We start from the raw sequence: 24,710 nt of genomic DNA, 5'->3' as shown, positions 1-24,710 counted from the left end.
AGGCGTGGGCTGGGGCCCACGCCTTCTGACTTTGGGGGGCGACAAGAAACGGTCCAGCGCCAGCCTGGGAAAGGGGTGAGCAAGATGTCAGTGGCAGACGACGTGCACGGCTTGCTTGCCCCTGTTTTCCAGGGGAGGGGCTTGGAGGTATACGACCTGACGTACGGCGGCGGGATGCTGCGCATCATCGTGGACAAGCCGGGCGGGGTCAGCTTGGACGAGGTGGCCGACGTCTCCAAGGTGGCCGGCCGCTTGCTGGACGATCAGGACCTGATCCAGGGCCGATACACCCTGGAGATCTCCAGTCCGGGCTTGGAACGCCCGCTGCGCCGGCCCGAGCACTACGCCCGGGCCGTGGGTGAGACGGTGAGCATCAAACTCGGGCCCCACATCGATGGCGTGCGCCGGATCCAGGGTGTGCTGATGGACAGCGACGACGACGGGGTAACCGTCGACCAAGACGGGGCTCCCCGTCGAGTGGCCTATGGCGATATTGGCAAGGCCAAGACCGTTTTTGAGTGGGGTCCGATGGCGGAGAAGAAACTGAAGGAGAAGAGCAGCCGATGAACCCTGACATGTTAGAAGCCCTCCAAGCGCTGGCCGCCGACAAAGGCATCTCCGTGGATGCTCTGCTGGCCGCGCTGGCCGACGCCCTTGAGTCGGCCTACAAGCGGATGCCCAACAGCGAGGAATACGCCTGGGTCACCATCAATCCCGAGACCGCCGACATCCAGGTGTTCGCCCAGAAGCTGGATGAGTACGGGGAGCCGGTGGGGGAGCCGTTCGACGTCACGCCGGATGGCTTTGGCCGCATCGCCGCGCAGACAGCCAAACAGGTCATGATGCAGCGGATCCGCGAGGTGGAGCGGGAGCTGAAATACGAGGAGTACGCCGGCCGGGAGGGCGACATCGTCACCGGAATCATCCAGCAGAACGATGCCCGCTACACCCTGTTGGACTTGGGACGGGTAGAGGCCCTTTTGCCCCAAGCTGAGCAGGTGCCCTTCGAGCGTCCGGATGCCAACAGCCGGCTCAAGGCCTACATCGTGGAGGTGCGGAAGACGGCCAAGGGACCCCAGATTGTGGTCAGCCGCACCCATCCCGGACTGATCAGGCGGCTGTTCGAGTTGGAAGTGCCCGAGATTGCCGATGGTGTGGTGGAGATCAAAGCCTGTGCTCGGGAGCCGGGTCATCGCACCAAAATCGCAGTGTCGTCCAACGATTCGAATGTGGACCCGGTGGGAGCTTGTGTGGGTGCTCGGGGTGCTCGAGTGCGCATGGTGGTCAACGAGCTTCGGGGGGAGAAGATCGACATCGTTCCCTTCGCCGACGACCCGGCTGACTTTGTGGCCAAGGCGCTGTCTCCGGCCAAGATCAAAGAGGTCAACATCGATGAGGAAACCGGTGTGGCCGAGGTGGTGGTGCCCGACTATCAGCTTTCGCTGGCCATCGGCAAAGAAGGTCAGAATGCCCGGCTTTCCGCTCGGCTGACCGGGTGGCGGATCGACATCAAGAGCGAGACCCAGTTGGCCCAAGAAGCCGCTTACGAGGAAATGGAGTGGGCTGAGGGCGAATGGGTGGTAGACGAGGCAACTGGTGAGCAAGTGTGGCGACCCGCCGAGGGGGGCCCCGAGCTATCGGCCGAGGAGTGGGCTGCGGAAGGCAGCGAAATAGCCCCGGCTGAGGAGGTGGAGGAGGCTCCGGAGAGCGTTCCTTCCCCGGAGCAGTAGCCACGAGGGCGCTCCGCTTGAGGAGGTGGAGGGGCGCCAGATCATTCGCCTTCTCTGAAGTAGTTGCCCATGCCTTGGATTGACTTCGAAATCTGATGGCTGGGCGTGAGAAAATGAAAATCCGACCCAAATGGGTTGGCCGCGCTTCGCGGACAGACCAAGAAAGAGCTTTTTGCCGGCAAAAATTCGGGTTTACGAGCTTGCTCGTGAGCTCGGCCTCACGAACAAGGAAACGCTTGATCTCTGTGTGCAGTTGGGGATCGGCGTCAACAGCCACTCATCGAGCATCGTGGATGCTCAGGCGGACCGCGTCCGCCGGCGGGCCCATCGTGACGGCCTGATTCGCCCTCCCGAGCCTGAGCCCGAGCCGGAGCCGGTTGCGGAGGAGCCCGAGCCTGAGCCTGAGCCGGAGCCGGTTGCGGAGGAGCCCGAGCCTGAGCCTGAGCCGGAGCCGGTTGCGGAGGAGCCCGAGCCTGAGCCTGAGCCGGAGCCGGTTGCGGAGGAGCCTGAACCCGAGCCCGAGCCGAAACCGGCACGAGTGGTGACCTCCAGTGGGGGGATGCACCCTCGGCCTCGCCCCGTTGCGCCTCCGTCAGAGCCTTCAATGCCCGAGGCCCCCCCAGCGCCACCCCGGCCAGCACCACGACCCGCGGCCGAGACGCCCGCCGCCGAGGCGCCCGCGGCCGAGATGCCCGCAGCCGAGATGCCGGCCGCTTCTGCCCCCCCCACCAGTCCGCCGCTCTCCCCCTCGGGCAAGCCCATTCCACCCCCTCCGGGCCAGCCACCGGTCTCTTCTTCGGGCAAGCCCATTCCGCCGCCCCCTGGGCGGGGTGGTCGGGGCCCGGCCCCCAGTCCTCGTAGAGGTCCTCGCGGTCCGGTCCGACCAGCGGGTGGTTCTCAGGGGCCAAGCACGAGTGCACCGGGCCGACCTCCTGCACCAATAGGAACACGCGGCCCCGCCGGTGCACTAGGTGCTCCTCCCAGCGGTGCTGGAGGCCCGGGAGGGCGAGGTCGGGGCGGTCCTCAGCGTCCTCAGCAGAGGCGTCGCAAGAGTCGGCGTCGTCGCCGGGTGGCCGAAGACCTCCAGCCCATGAATATCCCGGACTACACCCCAACGGATGCGGCTGCGCCCACTGGGGTGGTGGTGATCGAGCGATCTTCCACACCGTTGGAAGTGGGGCCCAAGTTGAACCAGACGGCCGCCGATGTGGTCCGGTTTCTCATGCAGCAAGGCGAGATGGTCACGGCTACGCAATCGCTCACCGACGACATGATCGAGCTCTTTGCGGCGGAGATCGGTGCCGAAATCCGCTTGGTGGATCCTGGTGAAGAACAGGAGAACGAGCTGCTCAAGCTGCTTGAGGCCGACCTCGAAGAAGACGATCTCGAAGAGGATTACCCGGTCCGGCCACCGGTCATCACCGTTATGGGACATGTTGACCACGGGAAGACCAAGCTGTTGGATCAGATCCGCAGCGCCAATGTGGCCGAGGGCGAGGCTGGGGGCATAACCCAGCACATCGGGGCTTACCAGGTTGAGAAAGATGGCCGGCTCCTGACCTTTATCGATACGCCAGGCCACGCGGCGTTCACCGCGATGCGGGCTCGGGGTGCCGATGCCACCGACATTGTGATTCTGGTGGTGGCGGCCGATGACGGGGTGATGCCCCAGACCCTGGAGGCCATCAATCACGCCCGGGCCGCCGAAGTGCCCATCGTGGTTGCGGTCAACAAGATCGACCGCAACAATGCCGATCCCAATCGGGCCATGCAGCAGCTTTCCGAGCATGAGCTGGTGCCTGAGCAGTGGGGGGGCGACACCATCATGGTGGAGGTCTCCGCCCTCCAGAACCTGGGTATCGACGATTTGCTCGAGCAGCTTGCGGTGGTGGCCGAAGTGGAGGATCTGCGGGCCGACTCGGAGGGGCGGGCCCGGGGTGTGGTCCTGGAGTCCAATTTGGACATTGGCCGGGGCCCGGTAGCCACCCTCTTGGTTCAGCAGGGCACCCTCAAGCGAGGGGATCCAGTGGTTGCCGGTGCCTCTTGGGGTCGTGTCAGGGCATTGCTCGATGATCGGGGCAACCAGATCTTGGAGGCCAATCCATCGAAACCGGTACAGGTACTGGGGCTGTCCGACGTGGCCAATGCCGGTGATGCCTTCGTTGTAGCACCCAACGAGAAGGTGGCGGCCAAGGTTGCCCAGACGCGGGAGCATTCCCAGCGGATTGCCAGCCTGGGCCGGGATGCCGCGGCCACCGCAGGCGGGGCGCGCTTGGAAGACATCTTCAGCCAGATCCAGGCCGGCCAAACCGCCACGTTGAACCTCATCGTCAAGGCCGACGTGAACGGGTCACTCGAGGCGGTGGTGGACAGCCTCCAGCGTTTGGGGCGCGAAGAGGTGAAGCTGGCCTTCGTCCATCGAGGAGTGGGCGGGGTGACCGCCAACGACATCCAGCTGGCCGCCGCCTCCAATGCCACCATCATCGGCTTCAATGTCCGACCTGATCGCAAGGCCCGAGAGCTGGCCGAACTGGAGAAGGTGGAAATCCGCACCTATGAGATCATCTACAACCTGATCGAGGACGTGGAGAACGCCATGGTGGGCATGCTGGCTCCGGAGTTCACCGAGGTTGTCACCGGCGATGCCGAGGTGCGAGAGGTGTTCCGAATCCCCCGGGTGGGGGCTGTGGCCGGTTGCTACGTGCTCAACGGAGCCATCACCCGGGGCTCCAAAGTCCGGTTCTTGCGGGATGGCGCCGTCATCTGGCGAGGCACGGTGTCGTCTCTCAAGCGCTTCAAGGATGATGTGCGCGAAGTGCAGTCTGGTTACGAGTGCGGTATCGGTCTGTCCGACTTCCAAGATCTCAAACAGGGCGACATCATCGAGACCTTTGAGGAGCGGGAAGTCGCTCGAGTCTGATCAGGCTGATGCACGTTCTCGCCGTGGTCTATGACTTGCACATCCCGGGTTGTCAGTCGCTGAAGGAGCGCCGCTCGGCACTGAAGCCGGTGCTATCGGGTCTAGCCCATCGATTCGGAGTCTCGGTGGCAGAGACCGGCCACAACGATCTATGGCAGAGAGCCGAGGTGGGCGTGGCAGTGGTGTCGGGCCAGCCTGGCCAGTGTCGGACCCTGGCCGATGAGGTGGACCGGTATATGTGGTCGATGCCCGAGATCGAGGTGGTGGGCTCCTCTTCGCACTGGCTCAACACCGAGGAATAGGCATGGCTCGCCGCCGGGCGTCCCGCCCCACCCACTACTCACGGTCAGCTCGGCTCGGCGAGCTGCTGAGAGAGATCTTGGCCTCCGAGTTGGCCCATTTGGATGACGAGCGGTTGGACCTGGTCAGCGTCACCGGGGTGGAGACCAGCGCCGAGCTGAGCCGGGCCACGGTGTACGTGAGCGCGTTGGACGCCGAGGAAGCACCGGCCGCGTTGGAGGCTTTGGAAGAGCACCGACTCCAACTCAAGCAGGCGGTGGCCCGCTCCTCGGCGGTTCGACGGGTGCCCGATCTTGTGTTCGCCCTCGATCCCTCCATTTCAGCCGGTGAGCGGGTTGATCAGATCTTGCGTGATCTGGCCGACGAGGACGAATAGTGATTCAGGCCGACGGGCTGGCGGTCTTCGATCAATGAGCAGGAGTTCTGTCGACGGGCTGGCGGTCATCGACAAAGAAGCGGGGTGGACTTCCCACGATGTGGTGGCCAAGGCCCGGGGAGTCTTCGGCACCCGCAAGGTGGGCCACGCCGGGACCCTCGACCCCGACGCAACCGGGGTGTTGATCTTGGGGGTGGGACGGGCCACCCGGCTGCTGCGGTTTCTCACTCCGCTGCCCAAGAAATATGTGGGCGAGCTAGTGCTGGGCACCGAGACCACCACGCTGGATGCGGCCGGAGAGGTCACCGGGGTGTTCGACATGTCCGCAGTCACCCCAGAGCAGGTGGCTGAAGCCGCCTCCGGGTTTGTGGGCGACATCATGCAGGTTCCGCCGATGGTGTCGGCCGTGAAGGTGGGTGGACGCCGTCTGCACGAGTTGGCCCGCGAGGGGGTGGAGGTGGAGCGGGAACCCCGCCCGGTCACCGTCCATGAGCTGAAAGTCGGGCCGGTGGACCCCGACGCCGGGACTTACCGGATCGAGGTGAGCTGCTCCTCGGGGACATATATCCGCTCGCTGGCCGCTGATATCGGCACAGCTCTGGGGGGAGGAGGGCACTTGCGGGCTTTGCGCCGCTTGGCCATCGGCTCGTTTTCGATCGACGAGGCCCGACCGGTTACCTCTCCCGCGCTGTTGCCGATGGCCGAGGCCCTTCGCGACTACGCCGCGGTGTCGGTGGACGAGTCGATTGAGCGAAGGGTGGGAAGCGGACAGGTGATGGCGGCCGAAGACCTGAGCGTGGAGAACAACGGCCCATGGGCGGTGCTTGGGTCCCAGGGCCAGCTCTTAGCCGTCTATGAGCCCCATACGCCCGGCCTGGTCAAACCGGCGGTGGTCATCCCCTGGTAGTTCGCTGGCGACGTCGGGCCGACCGGGATTGTCCAGTTCGAGGCTGTGGCCGCTACCGTGCAACCCGGTGCAGGTCATCGAAGACTTTGGCCGCCTAGACGGCAGTGAAGAGACCGCAGCCAGCATCGGGGTGTACGACGGTGTCCACGTCGGGCACCAGGCTGTCATCCATCAACTCCTTTCGGAGGCAGAACGGCTGGGCGTGGCGCCCGCCGTGGTCACGTTCGACCGCCATCCGGCGCTGGTCTTGCGGCCCGAGAACGCTCCCAAGCTGCTCAACTCGCTCGATCAGAAGCTGGAGCTGCTCGAGGCGGCGGGCATCGAATACGTGTACCTGATTGAGTTCTCCCCCGATCGGGCCCACACATTGCCTGAGGACTTCGTGCGCGAGGTCTTTGTGGACCGGTTGAAAGTACGAAGCGTGGTGGTGGGGGAGGACTTCCACTTCGGGCGGGCTCGGTTGGGGAACATCGACACCTTGAGAGATTTCGGCCAGGAGATGGGCTTCGCCGTCCACGCGGTGACGCTTTTGCACCATGACGAGAAGTGGCCCGAGCCGGTTTCCTCCACTGCGGTGCGCCGAGCGTTGGCCGGTGGCGATGTTCGCACCGCGGCGGCCATGCTGGGGCGCTACCACGAGATCAGGGGCAAGGTGGTCTTGGGCGATCGGCGGGGGATGACCATCGGGTTCCCCACCGCCAACATCCCGGTTTCTATGGTCATGGCCTGGCCCGCCGATGCGGTGTACGCCGGCTGGTACACCCGTCCCGACGGATCCCGTCACATGGCGGCCATCAACATCGGCCGACGACCCACGTTCTATGAGCACGCTCAGCAATCGCTGTTGGAGGCGCATCTCCTCGACTTCGAGGGAGATCTGTACGGCGAGGAGGCCAGGGTTGAGTTCGTGGAGCTGCTGAGAAGCGAACACCGCTTCGACGGCATCGATTCCCTGGTGAAGCAACTCCGCATTGACGTTGCCCTCAGTCGGGAGATCTTGACTGCGGAACCATCCCGCTAGCCGACATGGAGCTCGCTCTCTTCTCGGAGATCCCCGTCCCCCGGCCCTGGCACCACGACAGCGAAGAGCTTCGCTATCAAGAGCTGATCCAGCAGGCCGTGCTGGCCGACCAGCTTGGGTATCACAGTTTCTGGACGGTCGAGCATCACTTCTTGGAAGAGATGTCGCACAGCTCCAATCCTGAGGTGCTCTACGGAGCAGTGGCCGCCCTCACCGAGCAGATTCGGCTGGGTTATGGCGTGCGCTTGGCGCCTGACCCCTACAACCATCCGGTCCGCAGTGCCGAGTCGGCCGCCACGCTGGATCTGGTCAGCGGGGGGCGGGTGGAGTTCGGCACCGGCCGCTCGACGACCCGGGCCGAACTTGAGGGGTTTGGGATCGACCCCCGGGAGACCCGGGCGATGTGGGCCGAGGCGGTTGGGCACATCGCGGGTTGCTGGTCGAACGACGAGTATGAATTCGAAGGCCAGCACTGGTCGATGCCCCGCCGCCGGGTGCTGCCCAAGCCGGTGCAAAAGCCCCATCCCCCCATGTGGGCGGCAACGGGCAGCCGAGAAACCCACCAACTAGTGGGGGAGATGGGCATGGGCTTGCTGTCGTTCAGCGCCGGGGTGTCACTCGAGGAACTGGAGCTCCGGGTCAACCTTTATCGCGAGGCGGTGGCGGCTTGCCAGAATCCGGTGGGCGGGTTCGTGAACGACCGGGTGGCCACCTTCGCCATGTTCCACTGCGCTCCCACCACCGCCGAGGCTTACGAAAACGCCCGGGAGTCGTTCTGGTGGTACCCCACCGTGGCGTTCAAGCTGGTGGGCAGCGTGGCCGAGATGCTCCAGGAAGAGGGGGCCGAACTCGGCGACTGGAACTATCTGCGGTATCTGCCCGGCATGACCGCGGACGCCGACTGGGACACCACCTTCAACATCGAGGATTTGGTGGAACAGGGCGTGGCCGTCGCTGGCGATCCCGACCAGTGCATCGAGCTCTGCCAGGGCTTCGCTGATCTCGGCGTCGACCTGCTCTTGTGCATGATGAACCCTTACGCCATCCCCCACGACAAGGTGATGGAGAGCATCCGCCTCACCGCCACCCACGTCCTGCCCGCTCTCAGGGGCTGACCGCGTCCTCACCGGTTGATCCCGCCCTCAAGGGATAGCGAGCAGAGCGTCCACCGCGGCTCGAGTGGGCATGGAGGGCTGGGCGCCGGGCGTGGCCACCGCCAGAGAGCCGGCCGCGTTGGCAAAGCGGACGGCTTCGATAAGGGGGCGTCCCTCGCCCAGGGCGACACCCAAGGCGCCGCAGAAGGCATCGCCCGCGCCGGTGGGATCGACCACTTTCGCGGGGTAGGAGGGAATCACTACATCGTCGACCTGGGCTCCTCGGCCGCCCAAAGTGACGACGGTGTCGCAATGGCCGGTTTCGGGGCCGATCGCATCAATCTGGGATTGCTCGGCCCTATTCACCACCAAGACGTCGGTGAGCGGTATGACGGCCTCTACGAGAAAAGGATCCACAGGAGCCGGGTTGAACACAACGGTGGTGCCCCCCGATCGGGCGGCCTGGGCTGCCCTTCTGGCGCCCGCAGCGCCCACCTCGCCTTGCAAGAGGAGCACGTCGGCCGCGGCGATCACCTGCGCAGCGGCAACCGCGTCGGCCACTCCCGTGCTGGCGTTGGCCCCGGCCACGATGACGATGGAGACATCCGCTGGGGAGATGAGCGGCACTGCCGTGCCCGTGGGTTCCTCAACGATGCGGACGAGTCCGGTGTCCACGCCGCTGTCGTCTAGCACGTCAAGCAGCCAGCGGCCCCGGTCGTCGTCGCCCACGCAGCCCACCATGTGCGTTTCGGCCCCCAGTCGAGCCGCGGCCGTGGCTTGGTTAGCACCTTTGCCTCCGGAGAACGCCTCCATTCGTTGGGCTTTCAGCGTTTCGTCGGGGCCGGGCAGCCGATCGAGCCAGATGGACAGGTCGTAGTTGAGGCTTCCGAAGGACACAACCTTCATCGACACCAGTATCCCTCAAATGCTCTCAGGCCTAAATGCTCTCAGGCCTAAATGCTCTCAGGTAGGTGTTTTGGTCATTGGGGTGGTAGTTTGAACAGGTCCCCCGGGCACGAGCACAGCCTCAGACAATATGGTGCAGTGCAGTAGCCCGTTTTCTGACCGACGGACACACTGAGTAGGGATGGCCGAGACACTAGCGCCCAAAACCGCGACCATTGAGAAGCACCGCCTGCATGACACCGATACAGGCTCGCCCGAGGTGCAGATTGCTCTGCTCACAGAGCGGATCAACCACCTCACCGAGCACTTGAAGGTGCATGTCAAGGACCACCACAGCAGGCGAGGCTTGTTGATGATGGTGGGCCGCCGGCGACGGCTGCTCGATTACGTCAAGGACAATGATGTGGAGCGCTACCGCGGCATCATCGCCGAACTTGGACTTCGCCGCTGAGAAGCGGGCATCGCCCTGGCGACATAGAGAAAATACATAAGCGGGCCACACGAGAGGCCAGCTGCCAGTTGAAGGGGCCGAGTTGCGCTGGGCCTCTCCAACTGGGAACTGGCTCCATTTCGGCCCGCTCGGGCCTCGCGTGGTCCGGAGAGGAGAAGAAATGGCGGAAGCCATCACCGTTTCAGCCGCGGTAAGCGGCGCGGAAGACAAAACCCTGTCCTTTGAGACAGGTCGTCTGGCCGGCCAGGCCGACGGGGCCGTTGTGGCCCGCATGGGCGACACCACCATCTTGGTGACCGCGACGGCAGCCCGTCGTGTACGAGAGGGCGCGGATTTCTTCCCCCTCACCGTCGACATCGAAGAGCGGATGTATGCCGCGGGCAAGATCCCCGGTTCGTTCTTCCGGCGGGAAGGTCGGGCCCCCGAATCGGCCATCTTGACCTGTCGACTGATCGACCGACCGCTGCGGCCCTCGTTTCCTGACGGGTTCCGCAACGAGATCCACGTTGTGGGAACGGTCTTGGGGGCCGACCAGGAGAACCCCTACGACGTGATCGCCATCAACGGGGCATCGGCCGCCCTCAGCATCTCGGGCATACCGTTCGCCGGCCCGATCGGCGCGGTACGAGTGGCCCACAGTGCTGATGGGGAGTGGATTCCCCATCCCACCTATGCCGAAGGCGCCGATTCCACCTTCGAAATGGTGGTGGCCGGCCGCGTCTTGGATGACGGCGACGTGGCCATCATGATGGTGGAGGCCAACGGAACCGAGGCCGGCTGGGAGCTCTACAGCAACGGAACCCCCAAAGTGGACGAAACCGCCCTCGCTGAGGGACTGGAGCGGTCCAAGGAGTGGATCAAAGAAGCGGTGGGCCTCCAGCGCCGTCTGATCGCCACCGCCGGGGTCAAGCCCCCCATGGAGTACGAGCTCCAGGTGGACTACACCCCCGAAATCGAGGCTGCGGTGGCCGAGGCGGGCACCGACAAACTGGCTGCGGCCATGTCCATCGCCGACAAGGCTGAGCGCCAAGAGGCCGAGACCAACGCCAAAGAGGAGATCGCCGAGGCGCTGGCCGAGCGGTTCGCCGAAGTCGAAGGGGCTGACAAGCAGATCTCTGCGGCTGTTCGCTCGCTCACCAAGAGCATCGTTCGCACCCGGATCGTGCAAGACGGCGTGCGCATCGACGGGCGGGGGGCGGCAGATCTCCGGCCCCTCGGATCTGAAGTTGGGGTTGTGGAAACCGCTCATGGCTCCGGGCTGTTTGAGCGGGGAGAGACCCAGGTGCTGAACATCACCACCCTGGGCACGGCTCGGATGGACCAGATGATCGACGGGATCGACCCCATCGACAAGAAGCGCTACATCCACCACTACAACTTCCCGCCGTACTCCACCGGCGAGACCGGCTTCATGCGGGGCCCGAAGCGCCGGGAGATCGGACACGGGGCGCTGGCCGAGAAGGCCTTGGTCCCGGTGATCCCCTCAATGGACGATTTCCCGTACACCTTGCGCCTGGTATCGGAGGTGCTCTCCTCCAACGGGTCCACCTCGATGGGCTCGGTGTGCTCGTCAACCCTGTCGCTCATGGACGCGGGCGTGCCCATCAAGGCGCCGGTGGCCGGCATCGCCATGGGACTGGTGTTCCACGAGGGCCAATACACCACGCTCACCGACATCTTGGGCGCTGAGGATGCCTTTGGCGACATGGACTTCAAGGTGGCGGGCACGGCCGACTTCGTGACCGCCCTCCAGCTCGACACCAAGATCGACGGGCTGCCCGCCGATGTGCTCGCCGGTGCGCTCAATCAGGCCCGCGATGCTCGGCTCAAGATCTTGGAGGTCATGGCGGGGGCCATCGACGCCCCCCGGGACGATGTTCGCCCCACTGCTCCCAAGATCATCAAGTTCGAGATTCCGCTGGACAAGATTGGCGAGGTCATCGGGCCCAAGGGCAAGGTCATCAACACCATCCAGGCCGAGACCGGGGCCGAGGTAAACGTGGACGACGCCCAGGACGCCGGCATCGTCACCATCTCCTCGCCCGACCGAGACTGCGTCGACGAGGCTGAGCGTCAGATCCGCTTGATCCTTGACCCCCCCACCGCCGATGTTGGTGAGGTGTACAGCGGGAAAGTGGTGAACATTACGTCGTTCGGGGCCTTTGTGAACATCCTTCCGGGCCGCGACGGTTTGGTGCACATATCCAAGCTCGGCCGAGGCCGTCGGATCGATCGGGTCGAGGATGTCGTTGCATTGGGCGATGATCTAGAGGTTGTCGTGGAGGACATCGATCCCAACGGCAAGATAAGCCTCAAGCTGACCGGCGACGACAGCAGCAGCGATAGCGGCTCGGAACGCCGGTCTGAGGATCGGGCCAGCCGGGACCGAGGTGACCGCAGGGACCGTGACGACCGCCGAGACCGTGACGACCGTCGAGACCGCCGGGACCGCGACAATCGCCGTTCTGATGATCGGGGCAGTAGGGACCGAGATGGCCGCAGGGACCGTGATGACCGCAGGGACCGTGACGACCGTCGAGACCGCCGGGACCGCGATGACAGCCGGGGTCGTCGGGATGACCGTCGGGACCGTGACAACCGCCGTTCCGACGACCGGGGTGGTCGGGGCCGCGGTGACTGGGAAGGGCCTGCCGAGGCGGCTTCCTTTGAGGCTGATTTCGAAGCCCAGCTGCGCGACGAGTTCGGTGATCTCGGACCGAGCGGGGGTTCTCACCGTCGAGGCGGAGGGGGCCGCGGCCGCGACCGGGACCGCTCTTCGCGCTAATCCGGCCCTCGGCTGGCCCGTTTTCGAAGCCGTAATGCCCCGGCCGGGCCTATAACGTCTCGTTCATGCTACGGGTAGGGGTGTTCGGGGCGGGGGGCCGGATGGGGGCCACCGTTTGCCAGGCGGTGGCTGATGACCCTGATTTGGAGCTCGTGGCTGCCGTCGACCCTCATCGGGTGGGCGCTGCTTCAGGAGGGGCCGTCGCGGTTGGCGACCGCCAAGCTCTGGCCGATGCCCAGGCTGATGTGGTGGTGGATTTCACCATTGCGGAGGCCGCCCGCGACAACCTGATCTGGCTGGCAGAGCAGCGAATGCACGCCGTTGTGGGAACGACCGGGTTCACCGATGAAGACCTGGTGAAGTTCGACGCCGCGTTCACCAGTGCTGATCGGGCCTGCATCATTGCCCCCAATTTCGCCATCAGCGCGGTGTTGATGATGAGGTTTGCCGAGCTGGCCGCCCCCTACTTCGACACCGCTGAGGTAATCGAATTGCACCACGACGCCAAGATCGACGCCCCCTCGGGCACGGCCCGGCTAACTGTGGAGAAGATGGCCGCCGCGTCGGACACGTGGGCCCCCGATCCCACTGAGCACGAGATGCTGGCTGGTGTGCGGGGGGCGGAGGGTCCCGCCGGCATCCGAGTGCATGCGGTGCGGATGAGAGGGATGGTGGCCCACCACGAGGTGATCCTCGGTGCCGAGGGCCAGACGCTCACCATCCGCCAGGACTCCACCGACCGGTCCTCGTTCATGCCCGGTGTGCTGGCCGCAGTGAAGGCCGCCTCAGGTCGCTCTGGGCTCATCGTCGGCCTAGATGCCCTGCTGGACATCTAGTGGTGCGTCGCTGAGTCCAGTCAATGCCCTGCTGGACATCTAGTCACCAAGCCCAGTGATGTCGCCCCGGCGCCTGCTGCTTCACATCGTGGTATTGCTGGCGGTGGCCGCCATGGTGACCGCGGGCTTCTGGCAGCTCCATCGACTGTCGGAGCGCCGGGATCGCAACAGCGTCATCACCAGCCGCAGTGAGATGGCTGTAGTCGAGATCCAGGCCTTGGTGGGGGCCAACGACCCCTACCAGCGGGGAGGCGAGATCGAGTTCCGCCCGGTCCGGGCCACCGGCGTCTACCTGCTGGCCGAACAGGTGCTGATTCGCAACCGCACCCACCAGGGTTCGGCCGGGTATTGGGTGCTCACCCCGTTGCGGCTTGATTCCGGCGCTGCGGTGGCGGTCAACCGGGGTTGGATTCCCCACGGGGTGGGTACGGGCGCTTCCCCGGCGGACTTTGCGCCTCCCGGCGGGCAGGTGGAGGTGAGCGGACTGCTGCGGGCCACGGTCACCGCCGCGGGACTACAACAGGCCGATCCGGCTGGCGGCGTGCTGGCCGAAATGGCCCGTCCCGATCTGGCCCGTCTCGCCCAGCAACTCGACGCCAACCTGCTCCCGGTCTACGTGCAGCTCCAATCCCAGAGTCCGTCTGCGGGCGACCTGCCCATTCCCGTCCCGCCCCCCGACCTCGGCGAGGGTTCGCATTTGGCCTATGCCGTGCAGTGGTTTGTGTTCGCCACCATCGCCGCCATCGGCTACCCCCTGATCCTGCGCCGCAACACGTCACGGAGCTGACGGCGGGGAGGCCCGTGGAGGCGTTCAGCCTTCAGAGGTGCTGACCAACGTGCTAGGGCAATTGTCGGGTTCCGGCCAGCCCAGTTGCCGACGATCCATGCACCCTATTCCACTGGTTTCGATGGTTTGCTCGTTTTCGCAAGTTGGCATACGGATGTTGTCCATGATTGAGCAGTCACGGGGATGTCCGAAACCAAACAGGGAGTGACCCAGCTCATGGGCGACGATGGAGAAAAATTGGACGTAGGCCGTTGTGCGACAACTGTTGTCTCTGGTTTGTTCACGCACACGGTCGGTTGAATCTTCAAAAGTACAATCCGGCAAGGCGGAAAAGTACTTTTCGACGGTAGCTGAGATGGCCCAGTTGCCAGGTATCGGTGCTAATCCGTATGCCCCATTGCCCGGAGAGATGTCTACCATTATCAGGTTGTGTTGGTGGTTGAAGTTTCGTACTTCAGGCCAGCACGGGTTCTTATCTTCCTTGTACCAATCACCAATGAACAGATTTTCCCAATCGATATTGGGGGAGACGATATCGCCCAGCACAAAGTTCAGTTTCACCATGTTGGATGACTGTTCGGCATAAAACGTGGCTACAGTCCTGTTGAGTCTGTCTATTTCGTAGAGTAGATCTGCTTCTGTGTAGTTCGCATTCTGTGCGGCGCAATAGTGGACATGCACATCCACATTTCCCTGGATCGGCCTCACGTACCTTCCCCAGCATTCCACGGTCTGATTGGTTCTCAACCCGCATGAATGCCAGGTTCCGGCAGAAACAGCCGTGAAGTGGCCGTCGGGGGCGTCGGCTTGGCTGTCGTCGTTGGCGCCCCAGCATTCGACGGCGCCGTTTTCTCGGATGCCGCAGGAATGCAGCTCACCGGCCGACACGGCCAGGAAGGGCCCGCTCGGCGCGCTCAGCCGGTCGCCCCGCCGGTCGCCCCAGCATTCGACGGCGCGGTCTTCTCGGATACCGCAGGAGTGGGCCCATCCCGCCGACACCGCGGTGAACTGGCCGTCGGGGGTGTCGAGCTGTCCGGCCCAGTCGTTGCCCCAGCATTCGACGGCCCGGTTTTCTCGGATGCCGCAGGAGTGGGCCCATCCGGCCGACACCGCGGTGAACTTCCCGCTGGGCGGGTCAGCCTGGCCATCGTCGTCTCGGCCCCAGCATTCGACGGCGCCGTTGCTGCTGAGTCCGCACGAATGCCAGGTGCCGGCGGCCACCGCCGTGAATTGGCCCTCCGGTGCTGTCGACTGCCCGTCGCTGTCGTTGCCCCAGCACGCAATCGTGCCATCGCCTCGAAGGGCACAGGAGTGGTAACCGCCAGCCGAAATGGCCAGGATCGGGCCGGCGGGAGCTTGGAGCTGACCGTAGAGATCAGATCCCCAGCACAAAACGGTCTGGTCGGCCCGCAGATGGCAAGAGTGGGTTTGTCCGGCAGAAACGGGGATGCGCGGGGTGTTGGGCTCGGGTCCGCGCGGGGGCGTGAATTCGCCCCAGCATTGGGCGGTGTTGTCGTCTCGGAGGGCGCAGGTGTGGGCGCTGCCCGCCGCGATGGCGGTGAATCGGCCGTCGGGGGCGTTCGTTTGGTTGTCGTCGTTGTTGCCCCAGCATTGGGCGGCGCCGTTTTGGTGGAGTCCGCAGGTGTGCCAACTGCCCGCCGCGATGGCGGTGAATCGGGTGTCGGGGGCGGTGGCTTGGCCGTAGTAGTCGGATCCCCAGCATTGGGCGGTGTTGTCGTCTCGGAGGGCGCAGGTGTGGGCGCTGCCCGCCGCGATGGCGGTGAATCGGCCGTCGGGGGCGTCGGTTTGGTTGTCGTCGTTGTTGCCCCAGCATTGGGCGGCGCCGTTTTGGTGGAGTCCGCAGGTGTGCCAACTGCCCGCCGCGATGGCGGTGAATCGGGTGTCGGGGGCGGTGGCTTGGCCGTAGTAGTCGGATCCCCAGCATTGGGCGGTGTTGTCGTCTCGGAGGGCGCAGGTGTGGGCGCTGCCCGCCGCGATGGCGGTGAATCGGCCGTCGGGGGCGTCGGTTTGGTTGTCGTCGTTGTTGCCCCAGCATTGGGCGGCGCCGTTTTGGTGGAGTCCGCAGGTGTGCCAACTGCCCGCCGCGATGGCGGTGAACTGGCCGCTGGGGGCGCTCGCCTGCCCGTAGGTGTTGTTGCCCCAGCATTGAAGGGTGCCGGTGTTCAGGATGCGGCACGAGTGTTCGGCGCCGACGGCGATTGGGCTGTACTGGTTCTCGGGAATCACCGGAGCGTCTAGCTGGCCGTAGAAGTTGTTGCCCCAGCATTGGGTGATGCCGTCTGGGCGGATCCCGCAGGTGTGGTAGCCGCCAGCGGCGATGGCGGTGAACTGTTCGCTGGGGGTGGCTGTCTGCCCGCTGTTGTTGTGGCCCCAGCAGGTGATGGTGCCGTCGAATTGCAGGCCGCAGGTGTGGGCCCAGCCCGCGGTGATGGCGGTGAACTGGATGGCGGGTGCGGTCAGTTGTCGGGCCCAGTTATGGCCCCAGCAAGTGGTGGTGCCGTCGAATTGAAGGGCGCAGGTGTGAGCCCAGCCGGCGGTGATGGCGGTGAACCGGCCGTTGGGTGGGGAGGCTTGCCCGTAGAAGTCAGATCCCCAGCAGGTGATGGTGCCGTCGGCTTGCAGGCCGCAGGTGTGGGCGCTTCCCGCGGTGATGGCTGTGAACCGGCCGTTGGGTGGTGAGGCTTGGCCGTTGTCGTTGAGGCCCCAGCATTGGGCGCTGCTGTCTTCTCGGATGGCGCACGAGTGCCAGGCGCCGGCGGCAACGGCGGTGAACCGGCCCCGGGGGGCATCGGCCTGGCCGCTGGGGGCGTTCGTCCGGCTGGTGTTGCTGCCCCAGCAGGTGATGGTGCCGTTGGCTTGCAGGGCGCAGGTGTGGGCGCTTCCCGCGGCGACGGCGGTGAACCGGCCGCTGGGGGCATTGAGTTGTCCGGCCCAGTTGTTGCCCCAGCAGTCGACGGTGCCGATTTCCCGGATGGCGCACGAGTGCCAGGTGCCGACCGACAAGGGGTTCTGCTGGACGAGAAGCTCGGACTCGGGCTGGGATTCGGCAATTTTGGTTCGCAGCAGGGTTGTTGCCTGGTTGTCGAGCACCAGATAGCAGGCCCCGGTGTCGTTGGGCAGCCATCTGATGTAGGCCAATATGCCGGTTCCATCGGCCGTCTTGGCCACCGGGACCGGGGTCGCCCCGAAGCGGTGGACCGCCGAGCACCGCTGGGATATGGCGTCGACGGGCCCAGTCGGGAGGGTGAAGGCGATGGCATCGGCTCGAAGCGTGGTGATGGCGTTTTGATCGAGCACCAGATAGCAGCCGATTGACGGGTCGTAGCCCCACTCGACATGGGCCAGCACGGTGGTTCCGTCGGCGGTTTTGGCCACCGGAACCGGGGTCGCCCCGAATTGGTGGACCGCTGAGCATCTATCGGCCGCGGTGTTGGCGGCCGCGGGGCTGGCCGCTATAGCGGCCACTCCAGACGATGCCAACAGCACGGCGAGGACCGCGGCAAGCAGCTTCTGCATCACGCCCCGCGCCGGCCCGGTCAATTGTCGGCCCAGCTTGGGAGCCCCGCCGACATATTCGCCGCGGCATCAGGCCCCGATTCCTGCCTGGACACCTGTGGGACCCCCGCCGTCATCTTCACCACGCTACCGACCCGCCAGCCGGCTCGAAAATGCCTATTGGGGTGTCAACGGCGGGGGAGAGCGGCTCGCTGGTGGAATATGGGGATAGCTGTGGAGGGGGGCTGGAGTAGGGTGGGCTAGTGAGCCGTTTGCCGGGGGCAGATGATCTGGTGATGCGGGCGCTGCATGCTCTGCGGACCAAGGGCATGGCCGATGAGGGGGCAATTGCCCAGGCTGCGGGGGTGTCGACTGAGCAGGCGGGCGCGGCGCTGCAACAGCTGGCCGAGCAGGGGTGGGTGCGCTATCGGGACGGCAGCCGGGCCAAGGGGTGGATGCTGCTGGGCGCGGGCCGGGTCGAGGGCGAGCGGCTGGTAGCCGCGGAGGTGGAGGCATCCGGGGCGCGGTCCCAGATTCATGGGTTGTACCGCTCGTTTCTGGTCTTGGATCCCGAGTTGAAGACGGCCTGCACCGACTTCCAGGTGCGGGGTGACCAGACGCTGAACGACCACTCCGACCCGGACTACGACAACGAAGTCATAGGCCGCCTGGCCGAGATCAATCGGCGTGTCCAGCCCGTCGTCGCTCAGCTGTCCGAGGTTTTAGACCGCTTCGGCCACTACGGCGGGCGGCTCGACAACGCCCTGAATCGGGTGGTGGGCGGCGACCTCGACTGGTTTACGAAGCCGTCTTTGGATTCCTACCATGAGGTGTGGTTCGAGTTGCACGAGGATCTCCTGGCGACTCTGGGCATCGACCGGGCGGCCGAGATGGCCGCCGAAGCGTAAGGAGGGTCCATGGCTCAATTCGGCAGGGTGTTGACCGCCATGGTCACTCCATTTGGCGATGATGGCTCGCTCGACTTGGACGCGGCCGCCCAGTTGGCCCGGTGGCTGGCCGATAACGGAAACGACGGCCTCGTTGTGGCGGGAACCACCGGCGAGGCGCCGACGCTTACCCACGACGAGCAGATCGATCTCATCGCCGCCGTCGCCTCGGCCGTGGATGTCCCTGTGGTGGCCGGGACCGGCAGCAACGACACGGCCGCGGCGGTTGAGCTGACCGAGCGGGCCACCGAGGCTGGGGCCGACGGCGTTTTGCTGGTGGCTCCGTATTACAACCGACCCTCTCAAGCCGGTCTGGCCCGCCACTTCCAGACAGTGGCCGCGGCCACCAGCCTTCCGGTGGTCATCTACGACATTCCTGTTCGCACCGGGCGCAAGGTAGACACCGCGACGCTGCTGGATCTCGCCCATGGGGTGGACAACGTGGTCGGCCTCAAGGATGCGGCCGGCGATCCGGCCGAGACGGCCAAGCTCATCGCCCAAGCTCCAGACGGCTTCGAGGTGTACAGCGGCGATGACAGCCTCAACCTGGCGTTGCTGGCTGTCGGTGCGGTGGGGTTCATCAGCGTGGCCGCCCACTGGAGCGGTGCCGAGCACGCCGAGATGATTGCGGCCTTTGAGGCCGGCGACATCGCGGCGGCCCGTCGGATAAATGCCGGCCTCATCCCGTCGTATGACTTTGAGACCGGGCTGGCTGCGCCCAATCCCATTCCCGCCAAGGCCATGATGCGACTCATCGGGCTGTCCGTCGGGCGGTGCCGACCGCCCCTGGACGTCGAGCCCGACGACCTGGCCGAGGCCGCGGCCAGCGTGTTGGCCGGCACCCGACTGGGAGCCCATGCCTGAATCGGTTCAGATCACCTTTCTAGGCGGGCTGGGCGACATCGGGAGAAACTGCGCGGCCATTGAATGCGGTGGCGAGGTGCTTCTGTTGGACTGCGGGGTGCTGTTCCCCGACGAGGACATGCCCGGCGCCGATTTCGTGCTGCCCGACTTGGAGTATTTGCGCGACCGGGCTGATCGCATTGTGGGCTGTATCTGCACCCACGGTCACGAGGACCACATCGGCGCGCTGTCTCATGCGCTGGACTGGCTGTCGTTTCCGGTATACGCCTCGCCGTTCACCTTGGGGTTGATCCGCCACCGCCTCGAGGAGCGGGATGCGATCGACCGTACGTCCCTCATCCCTATCGGCGACCACGATCGCCATCGCATCGGATCGTTCGACTGCGAGTTCATACCGGTCACCCACTCGGTTCCCTCCGGGCTCATCTCCGCCATCCGAACTCCTCAGGGGGTGATCCTGCATTCCAGCGACTTCAAGCTGGACCTGAACCCGGTTGACGGTCGGCGCACCGATCTGGCCCGCATCGGGTCCATCGCCCACGACGAGGGGGTGCGGCTGCTGCTGTGCGACTCCACCAACTCGGAGATACCCGGCAGCTCCCGGTCGGAGACCGAGGTTGGAGAGGTGCTGCGAGGAGTATTCGCCGCCCATCCCGATCGACGACTGGTAGTGGCCGCGTTCGCCAGCCACATCCACCGGGTACAGCAGGTGGCGGACGCCGCGGTGGACTCGGGGCGCAAGGTGGCCACGCTAGGGCTGTCCATGAAGCGCAACTTCGCCCTGGCCCGGGAGCTGGGCCTGCTTCGGCTGCCCGACCACTCGGTGATCGACGTGTCCGAGTGCGAGCGTTTTCCACCTGGGCAGGTGTGCGTGGTGGCCACCGGCTCTCAGGGGGAAACCCGCTCGGCCCTGGCTATGGCCGCCACCGGCGACAGCCGCTGGATCAACATCGGCCCCGAAGACACTGTGGTGCTGAGCTCCAGTCCGATACCCGGCAATGAGGCCCGGGTGGCCCGCATGATCAACAATCTGGTGCGCCGGGGGGCAGATGTGGTCCACAGCGGCCAACTGGATGTCCATACCACCGGCCACGGCAAGCAGGACGAACTGCGCACTCTGCACACCGTGGCCGACCCCGAGTACTTCGTGCCGGTCCACGGTGAGAGCCGCCACCTCGCGGCCCACGCCGCGCTGGCCACCGGGATGGGCATGCCCCCCGATCGGGTGGTGTTGGCCCGCGACGGCCAACAGGTGGAGTTGAGCGACCACGGACTGGTCAACCGAGGGCAGGTCACCTCCGGCGACTACTACTACGTGAACGGGCGGCTGATCGAGAGCGGGCAGGAACTGTTTCGCGAGCGGTCCATCCTCGGCGGCCAAGGAGTGGTGAATGTGGTGGTGGTATTGAGCCGCGCCAAGGGCCGTTTGCTGGCTCGTCCCCGCTTGGAGAGCAAGGGTTGGGTCGGGGCCGACAAAGTCGAGGATCTCGAGCTGGCCGGCTCTGAAGAAGTGGCCGCTGTGGTGGAAGGCCACTTGGCCTCCGGGGAAACCGATGGGCTGGAGCGGGCGGTGCGGCGGGCCGCAGGCCAGTTCGTCAACCACAACACCGGCCGCCGCCCAATGATCGTCCCCATCATCATCGAGGTATAAGCGCCGCGCCCTGCCGATTCTCTTGGGGCAAACCGTTGGTTGCTGGTGTTGCCAGTGGTACGTTTGTGGTTGTTGTGGCTGCTCGAACCGCTCGTAAACCCGTTTCCAAGCCCAGCGCGAAGACCGGTGCCAAGGCCAAGACCGCTGCTCGTTCCAAGGCCGAGTCCAAGTCTGACAGCAAGCTGAGGCAGGCGTCGGCCGCGGTCTGGGCCACCCACCGCGGCGACATCATCGCGGTGGGCTTCATTCTCGCCGGACTGGTGGCTGCCTGCGGTATCTGGGCGGATGTGGCCGGCCCGTTCGGCGCGGGGCTGCGAATTGCCGCCGGAGCGCTGATCGGCTCGGTGCGGGCAGTGGCGCCCATCGCGCTGGTGGGGATCGGGGTCATGCTGCTGCGGGGCCCCCGGCCGGGAAATGCCCCCGACGAAGGCGCTCAAGACGGCGCGGTCTTCGATGCGGAGAGCAATCCGGCCCGGTCTGAGCTGGTGCTGGCCGTGCGCTTGGGGATCGGCACCGCATTGCTGTTGCTTTCGATCACCAGCCTGTTGCACATAACGCTGGGCCGCCCCGGCATCGCCGACTTTGACGATTTGTCGGGCGCGGGCGGGGCGCTGGGCCTCGCTATAGGGGGCCCTCTGACTGCCGCCATGGGCGGGTGGGGCGCCAGCTTGGTGATGGGTGCATTCGGACTGCTGGGCGCGGTGGTGCTCACTCGGGTGTCATTGCGGGCTTGGGCCCGCAAGGTGGACGGCGCCAAAGTCAAAGCCGCGCTGAGCCGGATTATCTGCTCGTTCACTGCCAATGCACCAACGCCGAATCCGCCTGCAGAGCAGGTCCCGGGTCCTGAAAAGTCGGAGCTGTCCGCCGCCGATGTAGTGGTGATCCCCGCCCCGCTCCCCGAACCCGAGCCGGCGTCAAGCGCCCCACCATCGCCGCCGGCGCCCGAGCCAGCGCCCGAGCCATCGTCTTCGGATTCCGAGCCCGATTGGCAGGCACCGACTGTCGTCTCCGGCAAGAAATCCCGGTCATCGAAGCCCAAGTCGTCGAAATGGAAGCTCCCCTCGCTCGATCTTCTCACCGGGTCTGACCCCCGGCAGATCAACCAGGAGGAGGCATCACGCAAGGGCGCCGCCCTAGAGCAGGCCCTGGCGGCCCACGATGTGGACACCAAGCTGGTGGGAATGGTCATAGGCCCCACCGTGACCCGCTATGAGCTGGAGTTGGCCGCGGGGGTCAAGGTCAGCCGGATCACCAGCCTCAGCAAGGACATCGCCTATGCCATGGCCTCGCCTGATGTCCGCATTCTGGCCCCTATCCCCGGGCGTCAGGCCATCGGCGTGGAGGTGCCCAACCGCGACCGCCAAGTGGTATCGCTGGGCGGGATTCTGGCGTCGGCCGAAGCCGGCAAGGCCACCCATCCCCTGGAGGTAGCCATCGGGAGGGACATCAACGCCAAGCCGGTGATGATGGACCTGTCTCGAATGCCCCACATCCTCATCGCCGGGGCCACCGGGGCGGGCAAGTCGTCGTGCATCAACTCGATGATCACCTCAGTGCTCATGCGCTCCACCCCCGACCAGGTGCGCATGATCCTGGTCGACCCCAAGATGGTGGAGATGGCCCAGTACGAGCATGTGCCCCATCTGCTCACCCAGCCGGTCACCGATCCCAAGAAAGCGGCCAACGCTTTGGCCTGGGCGTGCCGGGAAATGGACCGCCGCTATGAAGTGCTGGCCTCGGTGGGCGTCCGCGATATCGACGGCTACAACGAGGCCTGCGATCAGGGAGTCTTCGAAAATGACCGCCGACTGGGGATCGACGACTCCGAGCCCAAGGAGCGGATGCCGCTCATCCTGGTGGTGGTGGACGAGTTGTCCGATCTGATGATGGTGGCTCCCCGCGACGTGGAGGATTCCATCTGCCGGATCGCCCAGAAGGCCCGGGCGGTGGGAATCCACCTGGTGATCGCCACCCAGAGGCCGTCCATCAACGTGATCACCGGTGTGATCAAGGCAAACATACCGGCCCGGCTGGCCTTCTCGGTGTCCAGCCAAACCGACAGCCGGGTGATCCTCGACCAGCAGGGGGCGGAGCGCCTGGTGGGTCGGGGCGACATGCTGCTGCTCAGCCCCACTTCCACCTCAGCCCAGCGCATCCAGGGCGCATGGGTGACCGAGGCCGAGGTCCGCAGCGTGGTGGCCGCCTGGCGGCGTCAGGCCGCCGCCATGGGAAACAGCAGCACGCCGACACAGGTGACCTCTGACGGGGGAGACGGCGACGACGATCCACTGGCTCCCGCCCCGTCGGCGGCCGCGGCCGGTGGCGGCGACGATGATGACGAGCTCTTGGTGCAGGCCATGAGGCTGGTGGTGGAGAGCCAGCTCGGCTCCACGTCGATGCTTCAGCGCAAGCTCCGGGTGGGATTCGCCCGTGCCGGGCGGCTGATGGATCTGATGGAGCAGCGGGGCGTGGTGGGGCCATCTGAGGGGTCCAAGGCCCGTGAGGTGTTGATGGCCCCCGAAGAACTCCCTTCATGAATTCTGACTGAGCGTCGGTAGTCTCCTCCTGTGGCGTTAGCAGCGGTGCTCCTGGCTGGAGGCTTACTTGTGTTGGCGGTGGGTGCCGACCAACTGGTGATCGGGGCATCCCGGCTGGCCTTCGCCCGGGGAATCTCGCCGATCGTGATCGGGGCGCTGGTCATAGGCTTCGGCACCAGCGCTCCCGAGATGCTGGTGTCGGGCCTGGCCGCCGCCGACGGCAACGTCGATTTGGGGGTGGGCAACATCGTCGGCTCCAACGTGGCCAACTTGAGCTTGGTGCTGGGCTTCTCCGCCCTGGTGGCGGCGGTGGCCGTGGGGGGCCGCTACATCCGGGTGGCCAACAGCACGCTGTGGCGGGAGGGCGTGGTGTCGGTGGCCGCCGCGGGGTTGTTCTGGGTGCTAGTGCAGGATGGTTTGGAGCGCTGGGAGGGCGTCGTTTTGCTGGTGGCCTTCGTGGTGGCCATGACCGCCATCTTGTGGCGGCCGGCCTACGACGGCAGCGCCGCCGACATCGTCCATACCGACAAGCCGATCAGCCAGCCCGCCGAGCTGGTCCGCACCGTGCTGGGGCTGGCCGCCACCGTGGTCGGTGCCCAGCTGGCGGTGACCGGTGCGGTGGACATCGCCCAAGAGGTGGGCCTGGGCTCGGGATTCGTGGGGCTTTCGCTGGTGGCGTTCGGCACCTCGCTGCCCGAGCTGATCACCGGAGTGCAGGCGGCCCGCCGGGGAGAGGCCGACCTGCTAGTGGGCAACATCTTGGGATCCAACACGTTCAACAGCCTGCTGGTGAGCGCCGTGGTGGCGCTGGTGGGGCCCGGGCCGCTGGTCGACGGGAACCTGTCGGGGTTGGCGGTGTGGATCATGATGGGCATCTCCGTTGCCGCCTGGCTGTTCATGTTCCGGGGAGACGGCTTGGAGCGGTGGTGGGAGGGCGCTCTGTTGCTGGCCGTGTATCTGGTGTCGCTGCCGTTTCTGATCTCCGACCATGAGGAGGAGGCTTTGGATCCTGCGCCCGCGGTGGTGGTGGAGCAGGCGGCTGGCGCTGGTGGTTCTGGCCTCGATTCCACCTAATCTCGGTA

General features: G+C 65.6%; 19 protein-coding genes and 1 pseudogene. 18 read left to right on the top strand and 2 right to left on the bottom strand.

Annotation, left to right across the window (positions count from 1 at the left end):
* Nucleotides 1-84 precede the first annotated feature (84 nt).
* The 9 genes and pseudogenes from rimP (at nt 85) to ACOGJC_RS02865 (ending at nt 8,369) form a co-directional block, all read left to right on the top strand.
* The gene (gene rimP / locus ACOGJC_RS02905; RefSeq protein WP_419847010.1) at nt 85-567 is read left to right on the top strand and encodes a ribosome maturation factor RimP; all 483 of its coding nucleotides are present in this window, start codon (nt 85-87) and stop codon (nt 565-567) included.
* Nucleotides 564-1,730 carry a transcription termination factor NusA gene (gene nusA / locus ACOGJC_RS02900; RefSeq protein ID WP_419847009.1) on the top strand — a complete coding sequence of 389 codons (1,167 nt, stop codon included), beginning with the start codon at nt 564-566 and terminating at the stop codon, nt 1,728-1,730. Before rimP ends, nusA begins: the two co-directional genes overlap by 4 nt.
* A 130-nt stretch (nt 1,731-1,860) precedes the next feature.
* Nucleotides 1,861-2,025, top strand: a pseudogene (locus ACOGJC_RS02895) (translation initiation factor IF-2 N-terminal domain-containing protein); the annotation flags it as partial.
* Between the two features lie 795 nt (nt 2,026-2,820).
* The gene (infB, locus tag ACOGJC_RS02890; RefSeq protein WP_419848186.1) at nt 2,821-4,650 is read left to right on the top strand and encodes a translation initiation factor IF-2; all 1,830 of its coding nucleotides are present in this window, start codon (nt 2,821-2,823) and stop codon (nt 4,648-4,650) included.
* Between the two features lie 8 nt (nt 4,651-4,658).
* Nucleotides 4,659-4,952 (top strand): DUF503 domain-containing protein, encoded by a 294-nt coding sequence (locus ACOGJC_RS02885; protein ID WP_419847008.1) that lies wholly within the window; start codon nt 4,659-4,661, stop codon nt 4,950-4,952.
* Nucleotides 4,953-4,954: 2 nt separating this feature from the next.
* Nucleotides 4,955-5,326, top strand: coding sequence for a 30S ribosome-binding factor RbfA (rbfA, locus tag ACOGJC_RS02880; RefSeq protein WP_419847007.1), 372 nt, complete (start codon nt 4,955-4,957; stop codon nt 5,324-5,326).
* Between the two features lie 34 nt (nt 5,327-5,360).
* The gene (gene truB / locus ACOGJC_RS02875; RefSeq protein ID WP_419847006.1) at nt 5,361-6,233 is read left to right on the top strand and encodes a tRNA pseudouridine(55) synthase TruB; all 873 of its coding nucleotides are present in this window, start codon (nt 5,361-5,363) and stop codon (nt 6,231-6,233) included.
* Between the two features lie 67 nt (nt 6,234-6,300).
* Nucleotides 6,301-7,254, top strand: a complete 954-nt coding sequence (locus ACOGJC_RS02870) for a bifunctional riboflavin kinase/FAD synthetase (protein WP_419847005.1) — start codon at nt 6,301-6,303, stop codon at nt 7,252-7,254.
* Nucleotides 7,255-7,259: 5 nt separating this feature from the next.
* The gene (locus ACOGJC_RS02865; RefSeq protein ID WP_419847004.1) at nt 7,260-8,369 is read left to right on the top strand and encodes an LLM class flavin-dependent oxidoreductase; all 1,110 of its coding nucleotides are present in this window, start codon (nt 7,260-7,262) and stop codon (nt 8,367-8,369) included.
* Between the two features lie 27 nt (nt 8,370-8,396).
* On the opposite strand, the gene ACOGJC_RS02860 is transcribed toward ACOGJC_RS02865, so the two are convergent.
* A complete protein-coding gene (locus ACOGJC_RS02860) occupies nt 8,397-9,254 on the bottom strand; it encodes a ribokinase (RefSeq protein ID WP_419848185.1) in 858 nt (285 codons plus the stop codon).
* 181 nt (nt 9,255-9,435) lie between these two features.
* On the opposite strand from ACOGJC_RS02860, the gene rpsO reads away from it, so the two are divergent.
* The 4 genes from rpsO to ACOGJC_RS02840 all read left to right on the top strand — a co-directional run bounded on the left by rpsO (nt 9,436) and on the right by ACOGJC_RS02840 (nt 14,113).
* Nucleotides 9,436-9,705 carry a 30S ribosomal protein S15 gene (gene rpsO, locus ACOGJC_RS02855; protein WP_419847003.1) on the top strand — a complete coding sequence of 90 codons (270 nt, stop codon included), beginning with the start codon at nt 9,436-9,438 and terminating at the stop codon, nt 9,703-9,705.
* 160 nt (nt 9,706-9,865) lie between these two features.
* Entirely contained in the window at nt 9,866-12,490 is a 2,625-nt protein-coding gene (locus ACOGJC_RS02850; RefSeq protein ID WP_419847002.1) for a polyribonucleotide nucleotidyltransferase, read from the top strand.
* Between the two features lie 65 nt (nt 12,491-12,555).
* Complete coding sequence (dapB, locus tag ACOGJC_RS02845; RefSeq protein WP_419847001.1) at nt 12,556-13,326, top strand: 4-hydroxy-tetrahydrodipicolinate reductase; 771 nt, start codon at nt 12,556-12,558, stop codon at nt 13,324-13,326.
* 58 nt (nt 13,327-13,384) lie between these two features.
* Nucleotides 13,385-14,113: an SURF1 family protein gene (locus ACOGJC_RS02840; RefSeq protein WP_419847000.1), complete on the top strand. Its 729-nt coding sequence runs from the start codon at nt 13,385-13,387 to the stop codon at nt 14,111-14,113.
* A 24-nt stretch (nt 14,114-14,137) separates the two neighbouring features.
* On the opposite strand, the gene ACOGJC_RS02835 is transcribed toward ACOGJC_RS02840, so the two are convergent.
* Nucleotides 14,138-17,650 (bottom strand): RCC1 domain-containing protein, encoded by a 3,513-nt coding sequence (locus tag ACOGJC_RS02835; protein WP_419846999.1) that lies wholly within the window; start codon nt 17,648-17,650, stop codon nt 14,138-14,140.
* 242 nt (nt 17,651-17,892) lie between these two features.
* On the opposite strand from ACOGJC_RS02835, the gene ACOGJC_RS02830 reads away from it, so the two are divergent.
* From ACOGJC_RS02830 to ACOGJC_RS02810, 5 genes are all read left to right on the top strand, one after another.
* Nucleotides 17,893-18,537, top strand: a complete 645-nt coding sequence (locus tag ACOGJC_RS02830; RefSeq protein WP_419846998.1) for a transcriptional regulator — start codon at nt 17,893-17,895, stop codon at nt 18,535-18,537.
* Nucleotides 18,538-18,546: 9 nt separating this feature from the next.
* Nucleotides 18,547-19,440, top strand: a complete 894-nt coding sequence (gene dapA / locus ACOGJC_RS02825; protein ID WP_419846997.1) for a 4-hydroxy-tetrahydrodipicolinate synthase — start codon at nt 18,547-18,549, stop codon at nt 19,438-19,440.
* Nucleotides 19,433-21,091, top strand: a complete 1,659-nt coding sequence (locus ACOGJC_RS02820; RefSeq protein WP_419846996.1) for a ribonuclease J — start codon at nt 19,433-19,435, stop codon at nt 21,089-21,091. The genes dapA and ACOGJC_RS02820 overlap by 8 nt, the downstream gene beginning before the upstream one ends.
* Nucleotides 21,092-21,165: 74 nt before the next feature.
* Nucleotides 21,166-23,628 carry a DNA translocase FtsK gene (locus ACOGJC_RS02815; protein ID WP_419846995.1) on the top strand — a complete coding sequence of 821 codons (2,463 nt, stop codon included), beginning with the start codon at nt 21,166-21,168 and terminating at the stop codon, nt 23,626-23,628.
* 30 nt (nt 23,629-23,658) lie between these two features.
* On the top strand, nt 23,659-24,702 hold the full coding sequence (locus tag ACOGJC_RS02810) for a calcium/sodium antiporter (protein WP_419846994.1): 1,044 nt from the start codon (nt 23,659-23,661) through the stop codon (nt 24,700-24,702).
* Nucleotides 24,703-24,710: the final 8 nt, after the last annotated feature.

The organism is Candidatus Poriferisocius sp., assembly GCF_965204015.1.
Taxonomy (GTDB): Bacteria; Actinomycetota; Acidimicrobiia; order Acidimicrobiales; family Bin134; genus Poriferisocius.
Note: the sequence above shows the minus strand (reverse complement) of the source record. Positions and strands in the feature narration are given on the sequence as shown.

Excerpts from the sequence above, each read along its gene's own strand:
- rimP (WP_419847010.1), top strand. The coding sequence starts at position 85 with ATGTCAGTGGCAGACGACGTGCACGGCTTGCTTGCCCCTGTTTTCCAG.
- nusA (WP_419847009.1), top strand. The coding sequence starts at position 564 with ATGAACCCTGACATGTTAGAAGCCCTCCAAGCGCTGGCCGCCGACAAA.
- infB (WP_419848186.1), top strand. The coding sequence starts at position 2,821 with ATGAATATCCCGGACTACACCCCAACGGATGCGGCTGCGCCCACTGGG.
- ACOGJC_RS02885 (WP_419847008.1), top strand. The coding sequence starts at position 4,659 with ATGCACGTTCTCGCCGTGGTCTATGACTTGCACATCCCGGGTTGTCAG.
- rbfA (WP_419847007.1), top strand. The coding sequence starts at position 4,955 with ATGGCTCGCCGCCGGGCGTCCCGCCCCACCCACTACTCACGGTCAGCT.
- truB (WP_419847006.1), top strand. The coding sequence starts at position 5,361 with ATGAGCAGGAGTTCTGTCGACGGGCTGGCGGTCATCGACAAAGAAGCG.
- ACOGJC_RS02865 (WP_419847004.1), top strand. The coding sequence starts at position 7,260 with ATGGAGCTCGCTCTCTTCTCGGAGATCCCCGTCCCCCGGCCCTGGCAC.
- ACOGJC_RS02860 (WP_419848185.1), bottom strand. The coding sequence starts at position 9,254 with ATGAAGGTTGTGTCCTTCGGAAGCCTCAACTACGACCTGTCCATCTGG.
- rpsO (WP_419847003.1), top strand. The coding sequence starts at position 9,436 with ATGGCCGAGACACTAGCGCCCAAAACCGCGACCATTGAGAAGCACCGC.
- ACOGJC_RS02850 (WP_419847002.1), top strand. The coding sequence starts at position 9,866 with ATGGCGGAAGCCATCACCGTTTCAGCCGCGGTAAGCGGCGCGGAAGAC.
- dapB (WP_419847001.1), top strand. The coding sequence starts at position 12,556 with ATGCTACGGGTAGGGGTGTTCGGGGCGGGGGGCCGGATGGGGGCCACC.
- ACOGJC_RS02840 (WP_419847000.1), top strand. The coding sequence starts at position 13,385 with ATGTCGCCCCGGCGCCTGCTGCTTCACATCGTGGTATTGCTGGCGGTG.
- ACOGJC_RS02835 (WP_419846999.1), bottom strand. The coding sequence starts at position 17,650 with ATGCAGAAGCTGCTTGCCGCGGTCCTCGCCGTGCTGTTGGCATCGTCT.
- dapA (WP_419846997.1), top strand. The coding sequence starts at position 18,547 with ATGGCTCAATTCGGCAGGGTGTTGACCGCCATGGTCACTCCATTTGGC.
- ACOGJC_RS02820 (WP_419846996.1), top strand. The coding sequence starts at position 19,433 with ATGCCTGAATCGGTTCAGATCACCTTTCTAGGCGGGCTGGGCGACATC.